We start from the raw sequence: 12322 nt of genomic DNA, 5'->3' as shown, positions 1-12322 counted from the left end.
CTGGTGGGGGCGGTGGTGGCCTCGTTCTCGTCCTGGCTGATGCGGCAGTTCCGGGAGGACGGCGAGACGTACCGGGCCCCGGGAGGCGAGTGATGCCTCCCGGGGCCCGGTCCACGTGCTCGGCGGTGTGCGATCAGACCTGTACGCGGTCCTCGACGGCCTTGACGATCTCGGCGAGGGCCTCGGCGACCGGGATGCCGTTCTTCTGCGAGCCGTCGCGGTAGCGGAAGCTCACCGCGCCGTTGGCCACGTCCTCGTCACCGGCGATGACCATGAACGGCACCTTGGACTTCTGGGCGTTCCTGATCTTCTTCTGCATGCGGTCGGAGGAGGCGTCCACCTCCATCCGCAGCCCCTTGGCCTTCGCCTGGGCCGCGAACTCCTGGAGGTGGGGCACATGCGCGTCACCGATCGGGATGCCGACCGCCTGGACCGGGGCCAGCCACGCCGGGAAGGCGCCCGCGTAGTGCTCCAGCAGCACCGCGAAGAACCGCTCGATGCTGCCGAACAGCGCGCGGTGGATCATCACCGGCTGCTGCCGGGAGCCGTCCGCCGCGGTGTACTCCAGGCCGAACCGCTTGGGCTGCTGGAAGTCGACCTGGAGGGTGGACATCTGCCAGGTGCGGCCGATCGCGTCCTTCGCCTGGACGGAGATCTTCGGGCCGTAGTAGGCCGCGCCGCCCGGGTCCATGACCAGCTCCAGGCCCTGCTTCTGGGCGGCCTGGCGCAGCGTCTCGGTGGCCTCCTCCCACTCCTGCGGCTCACCGATGAACTTCTCGGAGTCGTCGCGGGTGGACAGCTCCAGGTAGAAGTCGCTCAGGCCGTAGTCGCGGAGCAGGTTCAGCACGAAGGTGAGCAGGTTGTCCAGCTCGTCCGCCATCTGCTCCTTGGTGCAGTAGATGTGCGAGTCGTCCTGGGTGAAGCCGCGGGCCCGGGTGAGGCCGTGCACCACACCGGACTTCTCGTAGCGGTAGACGGTGCCGAACTCGAAGAGCCGCAGCGGCAGCTCCCGGTACGAACGCCCGCGCGCCCTGAAGATCAGGTTGTGCATCGGGCAGTTCATGGCCTTGAGGTAGTAGTCCTGCCCCTCGAACTCCATGGGCGGGAACATCGACTCCGCGTAGTGCGGCAGGTGGCCCGAGGTCTCGAAGAGGTTGGCCTTGGTGATGTGCGGAGTGTTGACGAACTCGTAGTCCGACTCCTCGTGCCGCTTGCGCGAGTAGTCCTCCATCACCCGGCGGATCACACCGCCCTTGGGGTGGAAGACCGCCAGACCCGAACCCAGCTCCTCCGGGATGGAGAACAGGTCGAGCTCGGTGCCGAGCTTGCGGTGGTCGCGCTTCTCGGCCTCGGCCAGGAACTCCAGGTGCGCCTTCAGCTCGTCCTTGGACGGCCAGGCGGTGCCGTAGATGCGCTGGAGCTGCGGGTTCTTCTCGCTGCCGCGCCAGTAGGCGGCGGCCGAGCGCATCAGCTTGAAGGCCGGGATCAGCCGGGTGCTGGGCAGGTGCGGCCCGCGGCACAGATCCTTCCAGCACAGCTCGCCGGTCTTGGCGTCCAGGTTGTCGTAGATGGTCAGCTCACCGGCGCCGACCTCGGCGGAGGCGCCCTCGGCGGCGTCCGCGGCGGAGCCCTTGAGGCCGATCAGCTCCAGCTTGTACGGCTCGCCGGCCAGCTCCTCGCGGGCCGCCTCGTCGCTGACCGCCCGCCGCGCGAACCGCTGCCCGCGCTTCTGGATCTCCTGCATCTTCTTCTCGATGCGCTTGAGATCGTCCGGGTGGAACGGCTTGTCCACGTCGAAGTCGTAGTAGAAGCCGTCGCGGATCGGCGGGCCGATGCCCAGCTTGGCCTCGGGGAAGAGCTCCTGCACGGCCTGGGCCATGACGTGGGCGGTGGAGTGCCGCAGGATGTCCAACCCGTCCGGGCTGGAGATCTCCACCGGCTCCACCTCGTCGCCGTCGGCGACCTGGTACGCCAGGTCCTTCAGCGCTCCGGCCACCCGGGCGGCGATCACCGAGCGCTCGCCCTCGAACAGGTCGGCCGCCGTGGTGCCCGTGGTCACCACTCGCTCTTCCCGCTCGGAATCGCGTTGGATGATCACACGGACGTCTGACACCGGTCTCTCCTGACTGATGGATGCGTCGCAGCGGACACTGCGCAGCGTGAATCGTACCGAGCCGAGGGGTCCGACCGCGAAATGGTTACCGTCCGGTCCGGCCGCGGGCCGCGGGCCGCCGTCCGACCCAAGCGGTCGGGACGGCCACCGCGGACCTCCCGGAAGAAGTCCAGGCCCTGCTGGATCCCCGGGATTCCCTGGGCCTCCTGGGCCCCTGGTCCCCCGGGCTCCCGGATCCCCCTGGGGCTGCTGGCCGTCCTAGGTTTCCTGGATCTCCTGGATCCCCTGGATGTCCTGGATGTCCTGGTTCTCCTGGAGCGACTTCGCCAGCCGGTCCCGCTCCACGCCGTCCACCGGCACCGGGGCGACCCCGCTGGCCCCGGTCAGCCGGCGGAAGCCGCCGCGGCTCTCCAGCCGCCCGCTGACCCGGATGGGCAGTCCCAGCAGATGCGCCTGCCCGGCGGTCCGGTAGTCGTCCTCGTCCAGGAGGAGGCGCAGCTGGGCGACGTCCGCGCCGGCCAGCACCCGCAGCCGTACGGTGCCGGGGCCGTCGGGGGCCGCACGGCGCAGTCGGGACACCGTGCCGGTGACCCGTACCGGCACCGCCGGCTCCTCGCGTACGTAGCGGGCACCGGCCGCACGCAGCGCCGGCAGGTCTCCGGGGGAGAACTCCACCGGCTCGGGCCGGGCGGTGAAGCCGTCCGGCGGGCCCGCCGCGGGGGCCCACTCCAGCGCGATACGGGCCCCCTCCGTGCCGCGCACCAGGTCCACCAGGGCGGCCGTCAACTCCTGGCTGACCCCGACCCGTACCGCGGCGTCGAACGCCTCCATCCCCCCGGTGGCCCGCTGGTAGTCCACGGCGTCCCGGGTCGCGTACAGGGCGCGCAGCAGGGCCGCGGTGGCGGCCCGCCCGCCGTCCACCGGGACGAAGACGGTGAGCGCCCCACCGGTCGGCGGGCCCAGCAGCACCTGGTCCAGCGCCGTCTCGGCCGCCGCGCGATGCCGGGCGCCGTGGTAGCCGACCCGCCCGCGGGTGGCCAGCGCTCCGGCCAACAGCATCGCCCGGGCGGCGGCCCGCAGCCGTTCCCGGGCGCCCCAGGAGGCGGCAGGGGCGGCGGCCTCGGGCACCTCGCGCCACCAGCGGATCTCGTCGCTGGGCAGGGTGAGCCCGATGAGCACCTCGCGGGCGCTGGGCGCGGCACAGCGGGCGAGCCCGGTCAGCGCCTCGGCCAGCAGGTCGGCGCTGTCCGGGAAGTCCTGGCTCTCCGGCACCAGCAGGCTGGTGCCGGCGGTGTACGGGTCCGGCGGGGTCCAGCGCCCGTACCGGCCCGGGGCGCCGCCTCGGCGCCGCCATCCGTGCCGGTGGAGCAGCGCGCCGAGCACGCCGGGGTCGACCTGCTCGGGGTTCAAGGTGGCCGCGGGCTCGTCGGTCGGCCGGTGCATCAGGGTCTCCCTCCCGCTCCGACCCGCGTCATGATCTCGCAGAGCGCGATGTCGTCGAAGACGCGTGAGGTCGGGATGCGCACGGTGGTCCGGCGGCGGCCCGTGACCGGGTGTCCCGCCAGGTTCGTCCAGTAACAGCAGTGCCGAAGGGCGAGGTGGTCGTGCCCGGCGCGCAGCCAGTCCTCCTGGCGCCGGGGCGCGATCATCACCACCAGGATCTTGTGCACCGACACCGGGCTGCGGGCCAGCTTGACCAGGTGGTCGTTGTCGAGGGTGAAGCCGAAGGTGGGCCCCGGCGGGCTCGGGGCGAGTTGGTAGGTGCACTTCAGCTGCACCTTGACGGTCACCTCGTCGTCGACGGTGTGGCCGCGCGAGCCGTGGCTGACGTGCCAGTCGATGCCGTTGTCCGGGAAGGGCTGTGCCAGCGAGCAGCCCGCGGCGGCGGCCACCGCGTGGAGGTATCCCACCTGGAGGGTCTCCATGCAGGCGGTGGTGGCGAGTTGGCCGCGCAGCGGGGTCGGCTGGGGCGGCGGGTCGGTGACCGGGTCGGGCTGCGCGAGCGCCATGTCCCTGTTGCCTTCCGGGTGGTGCCTGGCGGTGCGGCGGTCGGTGCGCCGCTCGCGGTTCGCTCACTGGTGTTGTCTCCGCGCGGTGGTTCCGGCAAACGATGCCGGACCGGGACGGTTCGATTCCACGGGTGTTCGGGTATCACCTGCTCGGGGCGGGGCCGCCCGGCGCCGGAGGGCGCCATCTCGCCTTGGTCTACGAGGAGTTGGAGCCATGCCGTGCTGGTTCGAGGGGCCGCTCGCCGCCTTTGACACGGAGACCACCGGAGTCGATGTCGAACAGGACCGGATCGTGTCGGCGGCGCTGGTGGTCCAGCGCATGCCCGGCGGGATGCCGGAGGTGCTGCGCTGGCTGGTGAGCCCGGGGGTGCCGGTCCCTCAGGAGGCCACGGCCATCCACGGGCTGACCGAGGACCACCTCCAGCATCACGGCCGCTGGCCGGCGCCGGTGATGGCGGAGCTGGCCCGGGGGCTGGCCGAGCAGGCGCTGCGCGGCATACCGCTGGTGGTGATGAACGCGCCGTTCGACCTGACCCTGCTGGACCGGGAGTTGCGGCGGCACCGCAACTCCTCGCTGTCCGCGTACCTGGAGAGCCACCCGCTGTGCGTGCTGGATCCGCGGGTGCTCGACAAGCACCTGGACCGCTACCGCAAGGGCCGGCGCACGCTGACCGACCTGTGCGCGCACTACGGGGTGGACCTGACCGGCGCGCACGAGGCGGCGGCGGACGCGGTGGCGGCGCTGGAGGTGGCCCGCGCGATCGGCCGCCGCTTCGCGGCCCGGCTGGAGGGGCTCTCCCCCACCGAACTGCACACCCGGCAGGCGGTCTGGTACGCGGCCCAGGCCCGCGGGCTCCAGGCGTGGTTCGCGCGCAACGGCTCCGACGAGACCTGCGACCCGGCCTGGCCGCTGCGCCCCCAGCTGCCCACCGCCGCCTGAGACATCGGCCTCCGGGAAGTCGGCCGGTCCGCACAACGCCCGAGGCCGGGCCGCCTGTTGGCGGCCCGGCCTCGTCGGGGTGGGCGATACTGGGTTCGAACCAGTGACCTCTTCGGTGTGAACGAAGCGCTCTCCCACTGAGCTAATCGCCCCGGTGTCCGGCCGTTTCCTGCCCGGCGGAACGACATGAACAATACAGGTCGGAGGCGCTTTCCTTCAAATTCCCGGTGCAGCGGCCGCACGGCCGCCACCCGCGGCCAGCTCCCTGCGCAGTCCGCGGTGTCCGCCGCGCATCATCAGCGCGTGGTTGGCCCGGAAGAACGGGCGGCCGGGCACGGCGAGACGGCGCAGCAACGACTTGCGGACCACCACCTCCTGCCGGAAGAGGACCCGGGCGCCGGCTCCCCGAGGCCGTACGGTCCACCGGGCCCAGCCCTCCAGGTCACCGCCGAGCGCGACCTCCAGGACCCCGCCGGCCGGGTCCTCGCGGGTCAGCCGGGCGGTGATCATCAGGTCGAAGGGGATCAGGGAGCGGATGCGGGCGGCGCCCGCCTCCCGCTCGGCCCGGCGCACCTCGCGCATCTGGGGCCACCAGCGCGGGTAGTCCTCGGCGCGCGCGAGCACCGCGTAGACGGCCTCGGGGGCGGCGTCGAACTCCCAGTGGGCGCGGAAGCGGTAGCGGCACCAGTCCATGGCCCCAGTCTGCCGCTCCGCCCCGGCGCCGGCGGCCATCGCACGCGTACCGCTTCGCCGGCGGCCGCCTGCGCCGGGCGGGCGTCCGGCGCAGGCGGCCGCGAAGGGCACAGAGGGCACAGAGGGCACAGAGGGCACCGTACGGCCCGGGGATACGCCGAGGGGCCCGGAGGTGTGAACCTCCGGGCCCCTCGGTCCGGGTGGGCGATACTGGGTTCGAACCAGTGACCTCTTCGGTGTGAACGAAGCGCTCTCCCACTGAGCTAATCGCCCGGGCGCAGGCTCAACATTAGCGCATGTCAGGGCGTGCCCTTGACCAGTGGGCCGGGCGGCCCGCGGTGAGCGCGGTCACTGCCCGATCTTCCAGGGCATGACGAGGCCGAACTTCCAGACGTACGCGACCAGCGCGGCCGCGCAGATCACCACCGCGATCACGGTGAGGATGATGTTCCGCCTGCGCACCCGGGGGTCCAGCGCGCGCTGGGCCGCCTCGGTGACCTTGCGCTTGGTCCAGCGCAGCACCAGCTGGGCCCAGACGAACTCGGTCGCCCAGATCGCCATGCCGGCGAAGATCACGACCCAGCCCGGACCCGGCAGGGGCAGCAGGATGACGCCCACCACGACGACCGCGAGGCCCACCACGAACACCCCGACCTGCCAGCTGATGTGCAGCGCGCGAGATCGCTGGATGAACATCGGCGCCCTGGATCCGCGCACCGGCCCGCCGGGCGCGCCGTCCCCGGCGGCGGTGGCGCCGCCGGGCGGCTGCTCAGATGAGTCCGCACGGCGCCGGTGGTCACTCTCCGCATTCATGCAGACCACGCTACCCGAAATATCACACTCACCGGAATGGCGGTACCCGTGCGCCGAAGACTCGGCCGCCCGAGCTATCAGAACACCCGCAAAACGGGCAGAGGGGTTTACAACGGCACCGTAGGTGGCATGTCGATTTCGCCGACGTGCGAATCCCCGAGCGCACACTGAGCGAAAGGCCCTGGCGCTTATGAACACCACGGTCAGCTGCGAGCTGCACCTGCGCCTCGTTGTGTCGAGCGAGTCCTCACTGCCTGTACCCGCGGGCCTGCGGTATGACACGGCCGATCCCTATGCCGTGCACGCCACCTTCCACACCGGAGCCGAGGAGACGGTCGAGTGGGTGTTCGCCCGCGACCTCCTCGCCGAGGGCCTGCACCGGCCCACCGGCACCGGCGACGTCCGGGTCTGGCCGTCCCGCAGCCACGGTCAGGGCGTCGTCTGCATCGCCCTGAGCTCCCCGGAAGGCGAGGCACTCCTCGAAGCCCCGGCGCGGGCCCTGGAGTCGTTCCTCAAGCGGACCGACGCCGCCGTACCGCCCGGCACCGAACACCGCCACTTCGATCTCGATACCGAGCTCTCCCACATCCTCGCGGAGAGCTGAGGAGGCCCCCACGCAGAGCATGCAGGGGAGGTCCACCCGGTGAGCTGAGCGCGCCGTCCGACTCGGGGAGACGGCGCGGGCCCCGCCCAGCGGGGACGCAGCAGGACGGCGGTGCCGTCGTCGCGGGGCACCGCGGCGTGGGCACCGCCGTGCACCGAGCCGCTAGAGTCGGCCAGATCGAAGGCGACCGCTGAGCGGCCAGGGGGGCCAATCCGTGCTGATCAACCACGACACCCGGAGCGCGCTGGACGCGGTCGTCGACCTGGTGAACACCGCGCCGCAGGGCGAGGACCAGGACGGCCTGGCCGATCTGGCCGCGCTGCGCCGCTTTGTGGAGCGCAACGAGGTCAGCGATGTCGGCCCGTTCTCGGAGCGGGATCTGAGCGCGACCCGGTCGGTGCGCGAGAAGTTCGCCCAGGTGTTCACGGCCACCGACGACGCCGGCGCCGCCGCGCTGCTCAACGCCCTGGTCGCCGCCGCCGGCACCACGCCCCGGCTCACCGACCACGATGGCTACGACTGGCATGTCCACTACTTCGCCCCCGGCGCCTCGCTCGCCGACCACCTCGCCGCGGACGGCGGGATGGCGCTGGCCTTCCTGGTGGTGGCGGGCGAGCGGGAGCGGCTGCGGCGCTGCGAGGCACCGGACTGCGGACGGGCCTTCGTGGACCTGTCACGCAACCGCTCACGCCGCTACTGCGACAGCCGCACCTGCGGCAACCGGCTGCATGTCGCCGCCTACCGGGCGCGACGCCGGGAAGCCGCGGAGTGAGTTCGCCAGGCCGGTGGCGCGGACCGGGCGCGGTCACCAGCGGTACAGATCGTGCACGGCGGTGATCAGCAGCAGGGCGCCGATCACCGCCAGGAAGAGCATCAGCGGGGGCTGGGAGAGGGCGAAGAGGCAGCCGAGTCGCTCTTCGTCCGGTGGGGCGGGCGGTTCTTCGACGAGGGGCGGTTCCCCGGGTGTGTACGGCATCTCGGGGGCGATCATGGCTCAGCGGCGCGGCGCCCGGCGACCAACACGCACTCTCCTCCGGTCAGTTCGCCCGATCCGGTCCTGGGACCCGGCGCCGGCCGCGCCGAGGCGCTAGGATCTCGTACTTTCGCTCAGCTCAGATCCCGTGCTTCTTGAGGATCGCCTCGATGTCGGAGAAGTCGTCCCCGTCCGAGGCGGGCTTCCGCCCGCTCCTGCCGCGCGACTCCCGCGACGGCCGCCCGCCGTTCACCGGCCGGCCCGCGGCGCCCTCGGGAAGCTTGCCGCGACCGCCCTGCCGGCGGCGCTCCACCGCCCTGGTGGCGGTGAGCAGCAGCCAGGAGACGCCGAGCAGGACGAAGCCCAGCCAGACGCTGGGGTGGAAGACCAGGTCCTCGATCCAGCCGAGGATCCCGGTCATCGCCAGGCCGATCGGGATCAGCGCGTAGGCGGCGATCCGCGCCGCGGACAGGAAGCGCCTGCGGTAGGCCGTCATCATGGCGATGGCCAGGCCGCCCGCGGACAGCGCGACGCACACGGTCTCGGTCAGCATCGGATCCTCCCGCCGGTGGGGTCTTGCTTCCATCCTGCACCTGCGGGCCCCGCCCGGGCCACGATCGTGCCGGTCCTCAGGGACATCTCGGGGGCGGTCTCCTCCTCAGGGGCCGCTCGCGGCCCGGATGCCGCCTCGCCGGCGCACCGGTCCGGCCGGGTGCGTGGGCGCCGGCGCCGGCGCCGGCTGGGAGACTGGGCACATGAGTGAGACCAGTGCCTCCCTGTCCGGGCCGAGCGCCCCTGTCGTCCTCGAGATGTGGTGCGAGCTGCAGTGCCCCGACTGCCGCACCGCGCTGGCCGATGTCCAGGCGCTGCGGGACCGCTTCGCCGACTCGCTGGAGATCCGGCTGCGGCACTTCCCCCTGGAGCGGCACGCGTACGCGCACGCCGCGGCCCAGGCCGTGGAGGAGGCCGCCGAGCAGGGCCAGGGCTGGCCCTTCGTGGAGGCCGTGCTGGCCCGGGTGGACGAGCTGCCCGCGCGGGGCGAGGCGCTGCTGGTCGAGGTGGCGCGGGAACTGGGTCTGGACGCCGAGGAGATGGACACCGCGCTGGTCGACGGCCGGCACATCCTGATCGTCGACGCCGACCAGGCCGAGGGCAAGGCGATCGGGGTGACCGGCACCCCCACCTATGTGATCGGTGGGGAGCGCCTGGACGGCGGCAAGAGCCAGGAGGGGCTGCGCGAGCGGATCGAGGAGATCGCCGAGCGGCTCCTCGCGGAGCGCGGTCGGGGGTGAACCCGGTGGGTCGCCCGGGTCCGGCGGCCTACACCAGCGGCTTGTTGAAGTAGTGCTGGACCGGGCGGAAGCCCAGGGACTCGTACAGCCGCACCGCGGGGGTGTTGTCCGCGAACACGAACAGCCCCATCGTCCGTGCCCCCGCGGCCAGCGCCTCCGCCTCCGCGAGGCGCATCAGCGCGCGCCCGTGGCCGTGCCCCCGGTGCTCCTCGGCGACCTCCACCGCGAAGACGTACGCGTCCTCCTCCGCCTGCGGGGGGTCGAGCGCCACCCAGAGGGTGCCCACGTCGGCGCCCCGGTGCGCCAGCACCCGCAGCACGGTCCCCGGCGTGGCCCAGCCCTCGGGCAGCAGCTGGGCGTAGTCCCGGTCGGCCTTGGCGCGCGCCTGCTCCTCGGGGACGCCCCGGTCGACCCAGGTGCGGATGTAGCCGACCCGCTCCCGGGTGAACCACGGGCCGTACTCCGCCTCCGCCATCGGACGTGCCTCGCTGCCCGCGGGCAGCGAGGGCACCTCGCCCAGCCTCTTGCTCATGTTCCGGCCGCGCTCCTGGTAGCCGAGCGCGGCGGCCAGGGCGAGCGCCTCGGTCTCCGGCGCGGGGACGGAGATCTCGACCCGGACGCAGCCCCAGCCGCGCAGCACCTCCTCGGCGGCGAGCGCGGCCACCGTGCCCCGGCCCCGGTGCCGGTCGGCCGGATCGATGGCGAGATGGGATATCCGGCCGGCGGAGGGGCCGAAGCGGGCGTCGGTGGCGAGGTCGACCCGTCCGACGGGTCGGCCGTTGACGCAGACGTCGTAGGTGCGGGAACGCCCGCCGTCCTCGCCGCGCTGCTCGGGTGCGGTGGGCCGCAAAGTGGTGGTCACCCCGGTGTTGTACCCGCTGGGCGGCGTAGCGTCATGGCAATTTCGGCCGCGTCGGCTCACACCGGGTCCGGGTCCTCCGCCGACCGCTCGGCGAAGATCCGCATGGTCTTGAGGGTGACCGGCCCGGGCGCCTCCGCCAGGGTGCGGCCGTCGATCCGGGACACCGCCTGGACGTCGCGCAGCGAGGAGGTGAGGAAGACCTCCTCGGCCCGGTCCAGCACCTCGAAGGGCAGGTCGGTCTCCCTGGCCCCGGCCCACTCGACCACCAGGGCGCGGGTGATGCCGGCCAGGCAGCCGGAGGCGAGCGGCGGGGTGTGCAGCTCGCCGTCCAGCACCACGAACACATTGGAGCCGGTGCCCTCGCACAGCCGGCCGGCCGTGTTGGCGAACAGGGCCTCGGATGCCCGCTGTTCGTGCGCCCGGGCGAGCGCGACCACGTTCTCCGCGTACGAGGTGGTCTTCAGCCCGGCCAGCGCGCCGCGCTCGTTGCGCGTCCAGGGCACGGTGATCGCGGCGGTGGTGTCCGGCCCGGCCTCGGTCTCGGCGAGGGCCACCACCAGGGTCGGCCCGCCCTCGCCACGCCCGGAGCCGAGCGGGGCGAGCCCGCCGGTGTAGGTGACGCGCAGCCGTCCGCGGGGCATCGGGGTGGCCGCCAGGACCTCGGCGCAGGCCCGCCGTACCTCGTCCAGGTCGGGTGCGGGCAGGCCCAGGCCGCGGGCCGAGCGGGCCAGCCGGTCCAGGTGGCGGGTGAGCGCGAAGGCCCGGCCGTGCTCGGTCTTGAGGGTCTCGAAGACGCCGTCGCCGACGGTCAGCCCGTGGTCGAGGACGGACACCCGTGCGCTGTCCGCCTCGCGCAGGGCTCCGTCGAGCCAGATCGGGGGCGTGGGGGTGGTGGGCCTGGTCATCGTGGAGTCCCTCCGGGCGGCAGCTCGTCCGCCTCCGACGCTACCGCGAGCAGCCGGGCGGCCTTGAGTTCGGTCTCCTCCCACTCCTGCTCCGGGTCCGAGTCCCAGATGATCCCGGCCCCGGCGCCGAAGCGCAGCACCGGATCGCCGCCCGTCGCGCCGTGCGGGGTCCTGTCGATCCAGAAGGTGCGGATGCCGACCGCCAGCTCGCCGGTGCCGCGGTCCGCGTCCACCCAGCCGATGCCTCCGCAGTACGGGCCGCGGGGCGCCGTCTCCAGCTCGCCGATGATCCGCAGCGCGCTGGACTTGGGGGCGCCGGTGACCGATCCGGGCGGGAAGGTCGCCGCCAGCAGTTCGGCCCAGCCGGCGTCCGCGGCCAGTTCGCCACCGACCGTGGAGACCAGGTGGACCAGGCCGGGGTGCGGCTCGACGGCGCACAGCGCCGGCACCGTCACCGTACCCGGGACCGAGACCCGCCCGAGGTCGTTGCGGACCAGGTCCACGATCATCACGTTCTCGGTGCGGTCCTTCTCCCGCAGCTCGGCCGCGGTGCGCGCGGTGCCCTTGATCGGCCCCGACTCCACCCTGCGGCCGGTGCGCCGCAGATACAGCTCGGGCGAGGCGGTGGCCACCTCCACCCCGTGTGCGGGCAGCCGGACGGTGCCGGCGTACGGGGCCGGGTTGCCGCGGGCCAGCAGCGCGGTGAGCGCGTCCACGTCCGCGTGGGCCGGGTCGGGCAGTGCCGCGGACAGCACCCGGCAGAGGTTGACCTGGTAGACGTCGCCGGCCGCGATGTACTCGCGGACCCGGCGCACTCCCCCGGTGTAGGCGGCCCGGTCCATGGAGGAGGTCCAGGCCGAGCGCGCCGGTCCGCGCCAGGCGCCGGGCACCGGGGCGGGCACCGGCTCGGTGCGTACGTCGCCGAAGCGGGCGCAGACCAGCCCGCCCTCGAAGTCCGCGACCACCGCCCAGAAGCCCTTGGACTCCAGCGCGGCCGGATCCCGGGTCACCTCGCGGAGATCGGTCGCGACCAGGTTGCCGAAACGCGCCATCGGCGGCTGCTCACCACCGGACCGGGCGCGGGTGCCGGGGGGCGCGGGATGGGTCGAGACCTGGGG

14 protein-coding genes and 2 tRNA genes are annotated in these 12322 nt (G+C 73.2%); 4 read left to right on the top strand and 12 right to left on the bottom strand.

Annotated elements, in window-relative coordinates; genetic code table 11:
* Positions 1 to 133: 133 nt before the first annotated feature.
* The 3 genes from thrS to E4099_RS20095 form a co-directional block, all read right to left on the bottom strand.
* Complete coding sequence (thrS, locus tag E4099_RS20105) at positions 134 to 2113, bottom strand: threonine--tRNA ligase (protein ID WP_135340483.1); 1980 nt, start codon at positions 2111 to 2113, stop codon at positions 134 to 136.
* A 258-nt stretch (positions 2114 to 2371) separates the two neighbouring features.
* Positions 2372 to 3556 carry a hypothetical protein gene (locus tag E4099_RS20100; RefSeq protein ID WP_135340482.1) on the bottom strand — a complete coding sequence of 395 codons (1185 nt, stop codon included), beginning with the start codon at positions 3554 to 3556 and terminating at the stop codon, positions 2372 to 2374.
* On the bottom strand, positions 3556 to 4122 hold the full coding sequence (locus tag E4099_RS20095) for a DUF4365 domain-containing protein (protein WP_135340481.1): 567 nt from the start codon (positions 4120 to 4122) through the stop codon (positions 3556 to 3558). The genes E4099_RS20100 and E4099_RS20095 overlap by 1 nt, the downstream gene beginning before the upstream one ends.
* A 214-nt stretch (positions 4123 to 4336) precedes the next feature.
* On the opposite strand from E4099_RS20095, the gene E4099_RS20090 reads away from it, so the two are divergent.
* A complete protein-coding gene (locus E4099_RS20090) occupies positions 4337 to 5062 on the top strand; it encodes a 3'-5' exonuclease (protein WP_135340480.1) in 726 nt (241 codons plus the stop codon).
* An 80-nt stretch (positions 5063 to 5142) separates the two neighbouring features.
* Here the strand turns inward: E4099_RS20090 and E4099_RS20085 are convergent.
* From E4099_RS20085 to E4099_RS20070, 4 genes are all read right to left on the bottom strand, one after another.
* Positions 5143 to 5214: transfer RNA gene (locus E4099_RS20085), tRNA-Val, on the bottom strand.
* Positions 5215 to 5278: 64 nt separating this feature from the next.
* Positions 5279 to 5755 carry an SRPBCC family protein gene (locus E4099_RS20080; protein WP_135340479.1) on the bottom strand — a complete coding sequence of 159 codons (477 nt, stop codon included), beginning with the start codon at positions 5753 to 5755 and terminating at the stop codon, positions 5279 to 5281.
* A 201-nt stretch (positions 5756 to 5956) separates the two neighbouring features.
* Positions 5957 to 6028, bottom strand: a tRNA-Val gene (locus E4099_RS20075).
* A gap of 75 nt (positions 6029 to 6103) precedes the next feature.
* Complete coding sequence (locus E4099_RS20070; RefSeq protein ID WP_135340478.1) at positions 6104 to 6568, bottom strand: TIGR02611 family protein; 465 nt, start codon at positions 6566 to 6568, stop codon at positions 6104 to 6106.
* Positions 6569 to 6758: 190 nt separating this feature from the next.
* Here E4099_RS20070 and E4099_RS20065 point away from each other — a divergent pair, with 190 nt between their 5' ends.
* Positions 6759 to 7172, top strand: a complete 414-nt coding sequence (locus E4099_RS20065; RefSeq protein WP_003959770.1) for an SsgA family sporulation/cell division regulator — start codon at positions 6759 to 6761, stop codon at positions 7170 to 7172.
* Between the two features lie 214 nt (positions 7173 to 7386).
* Positions 7387 to 7944 carry a CGNR zinc finger domain-containing protein gene (locus E4099_RS20060; protein ID WP_135340477.1) on the top strand — a complete coding sequence of 186 codons (558 nt, stop codon included), beginning with the start codon at positions 7387 to 7389 and terminating at the stop codon, positions 7942 to 7944.
* 33 nt (positions 7945 to 7977) lie between these two features.
* Here the strand turns inward: E4099_RS20060 and E4099_RS33095 are convergent, their stop codons facing one another.
* Together E4099_RS33095 and E4099_RS20055 are read right to left on the bottom strand one after the other, a co-directional pair.
* Positions 7978 to 8148: a hypothetical protein gene (locus tag E4099_RS33095; RefSeq protein WP_167828429.1), complete on the bottom strand. Its 171-nt coding sequence runs from the start codon at positions 8146 to 8148 to the stop codon at positions 7978 to 7980.
* Positions 8149 to 8284: 136 nt separating this feature from the next.
* Positions 8285 to 8698: a hypothetical protein gene (locus E4099_RS20055; RefSeq protein WP_135340476.1), complete on the bottom strand. Its 414-nt coding sequence runs from the start codon at positions 8696 to 8698 to the stop codon at positions 8285 to 8287.
* A 202-nt stretch (positions 8699 to 8900) separates the two neighbouring features.
* Here E4099_RS20055 and E4099_RS20050 point away from each other — a divergent pair, with 202 nt between their 5' ends.
* A complete protein-coding gene (locus tag E4099_RS20050) occupies positions 8901 to 9437 on the top strand; it encodes a DsbA family protein (RefSeq protein ID WP_167828428.1) in 537 nt (178 codons plus the stop codon).
* A 28-nt stretch (positions 9438 to 9465) separates the two neighbouring features.
* Here E4099_RS20050 and E4099_RS20045 read toward each other — a convergent pair whose 3' ends face one another.
* From E4099_RS20045 to E4099_RS20035, 3 genes are read right to left on the bottom strand one after another with little or no spacing between them, the layout of a single operon-like run.
* Positions 9466 to 10299, bottom strand: a complete 834-nt coding sequence (locus tag E4099_RS20045; RefSeq protein ID WP_135340474.1) for a GNAT family N-acetyltransferase — start codon at positions 10297 to 10299, stop codon at positions 9466 to 9468.
* A gap of 56 nt (positions 10300 to 10355) precedes the next feature.
* Positions 10356 to 11204 (bottom strand): aminotransferase class IV, encoded by an 849-nt coding sequence (locus E4099_RS20040; protein ID WP_135340473.1) that lies wholly within the window; start codon positions 11202 to 11204, stop codon positions 10356 to 10358.
* Complete coding sequence (locus E4099_RS20035) at positions 11201 to 12256, bottom strand: chorismate-binding protein (protein WP_135340472.1); 1056 nt, start codon at positions 12254 to 12256, stop codon at positions 11201 to 11203. The genes E4099_RS20040 and E4099_RS20035 overlap by 4 nt, the downstream gene beginning before the upstream one ends.
* Between the last annotated feature and the right edge of the window lie 66 nt (positions 12257 to 12322).

It is taken from the genome of Streptomyces palmae, from assembly GCF_004684805.1.
Taxonomy (GTDB): domain Bacteria; phylum Actinomycetota; class Actinomycetes; order Streptomycetales; family Streptomycetaceae; genus Streptomyces; species Streptomyces palmae.
The sequence above is the reverse complement of the archived record's forward strand: the minus strand, read 5'-3'. Positions and strand labels throughout refer to the sequence as shown.

What these genes read in the sequence shown, in the direction of transcription:
- E4099_RS20095 (WP_135340481.1), bottom strand. Translation starts at nt 4,122, where the DNA reads ATGGCGCTCGCGCAGCCCGACCCGGTCACCGACCCGCCGCCCCAGCCG.
- E4099_RS20070 (WP_135340478.1), bottom strand. Translation starts at nt 6,568, where the DNA reads ATGAATGCGGAGAGTGACCACCGGCGCCGTGCGGACTCATCTGAGCAG.
- E4099_RS20080 (WP_135340479.1), bottom strand. Translation starts at nt 5,755, where the DNA reads ATGGACTGGTGCCGCTACCGCTTCCGCGCCCACTGGGAGTTCGACGCC.
- E4099_RS20040 (WP_135340473.1), bottom strand. Translation starts at nt 11,204, where the DNA reads ATGACCAGGCCCACCACCCCCACGCCCCCGATCTGGCTCGACGGAGCC.
- E4099_RS20090 (WP_135340480.1), top strand. Translation starts at nt 4,337, where the DNA reads ATGCCGTGCTGGTTCGAGGGGCCGCTCGCCGCCTTTGACACGGAGACC.
- E4099_RS33095 (WP_167828429.1), bottom strand. Translation starts at nt 8,148, where the DNA reads ATGCCGTACACACCCGGGGAACCGCCCCTCGTCGAAGAACCGCCCGCC.
- E4099_RS20065 (WP_003959770.1), top strand. Translation starts at nt 6,759, where the DNA reads ATGAACACCACGGTCAGCTGCGAGCTGCACCTGCGCCTCGTTGTGTCG.
- E4099_RS20055 (WP_135340476.1), bottom strand. Translation starts at nt 8,698, where the DNA reads ATGCTGACCGAGACCGTGTGCGTCGCGCTGTCCGCGGGCGGCCTGGCC.
- E4099_RS20035 (WP_135340472.1), bottom strand. Translation starts at nt 12,256, where the DNA reads ATGGCGCGTTTCGGCAACCTGGTCGCGACCGATCTCCGCGAGGTGACC.
- E4099_RS20100 (WP_135340482.1), bottom strand. Translation starts at nt 3,556, where the DNA reads ATGCACCGGCCGACCGACGAGCCCGCGGCCACCTTGAACCCCGAGCAG.
- E4099_RS20050 (WP_167828428.1), top strand. Translation starts at nt 8,901, where the DNA reads ATGAGTGAGACCAGTGCCTCCCTGTCCGGGCCGAGCGCCCCTGTCGTC.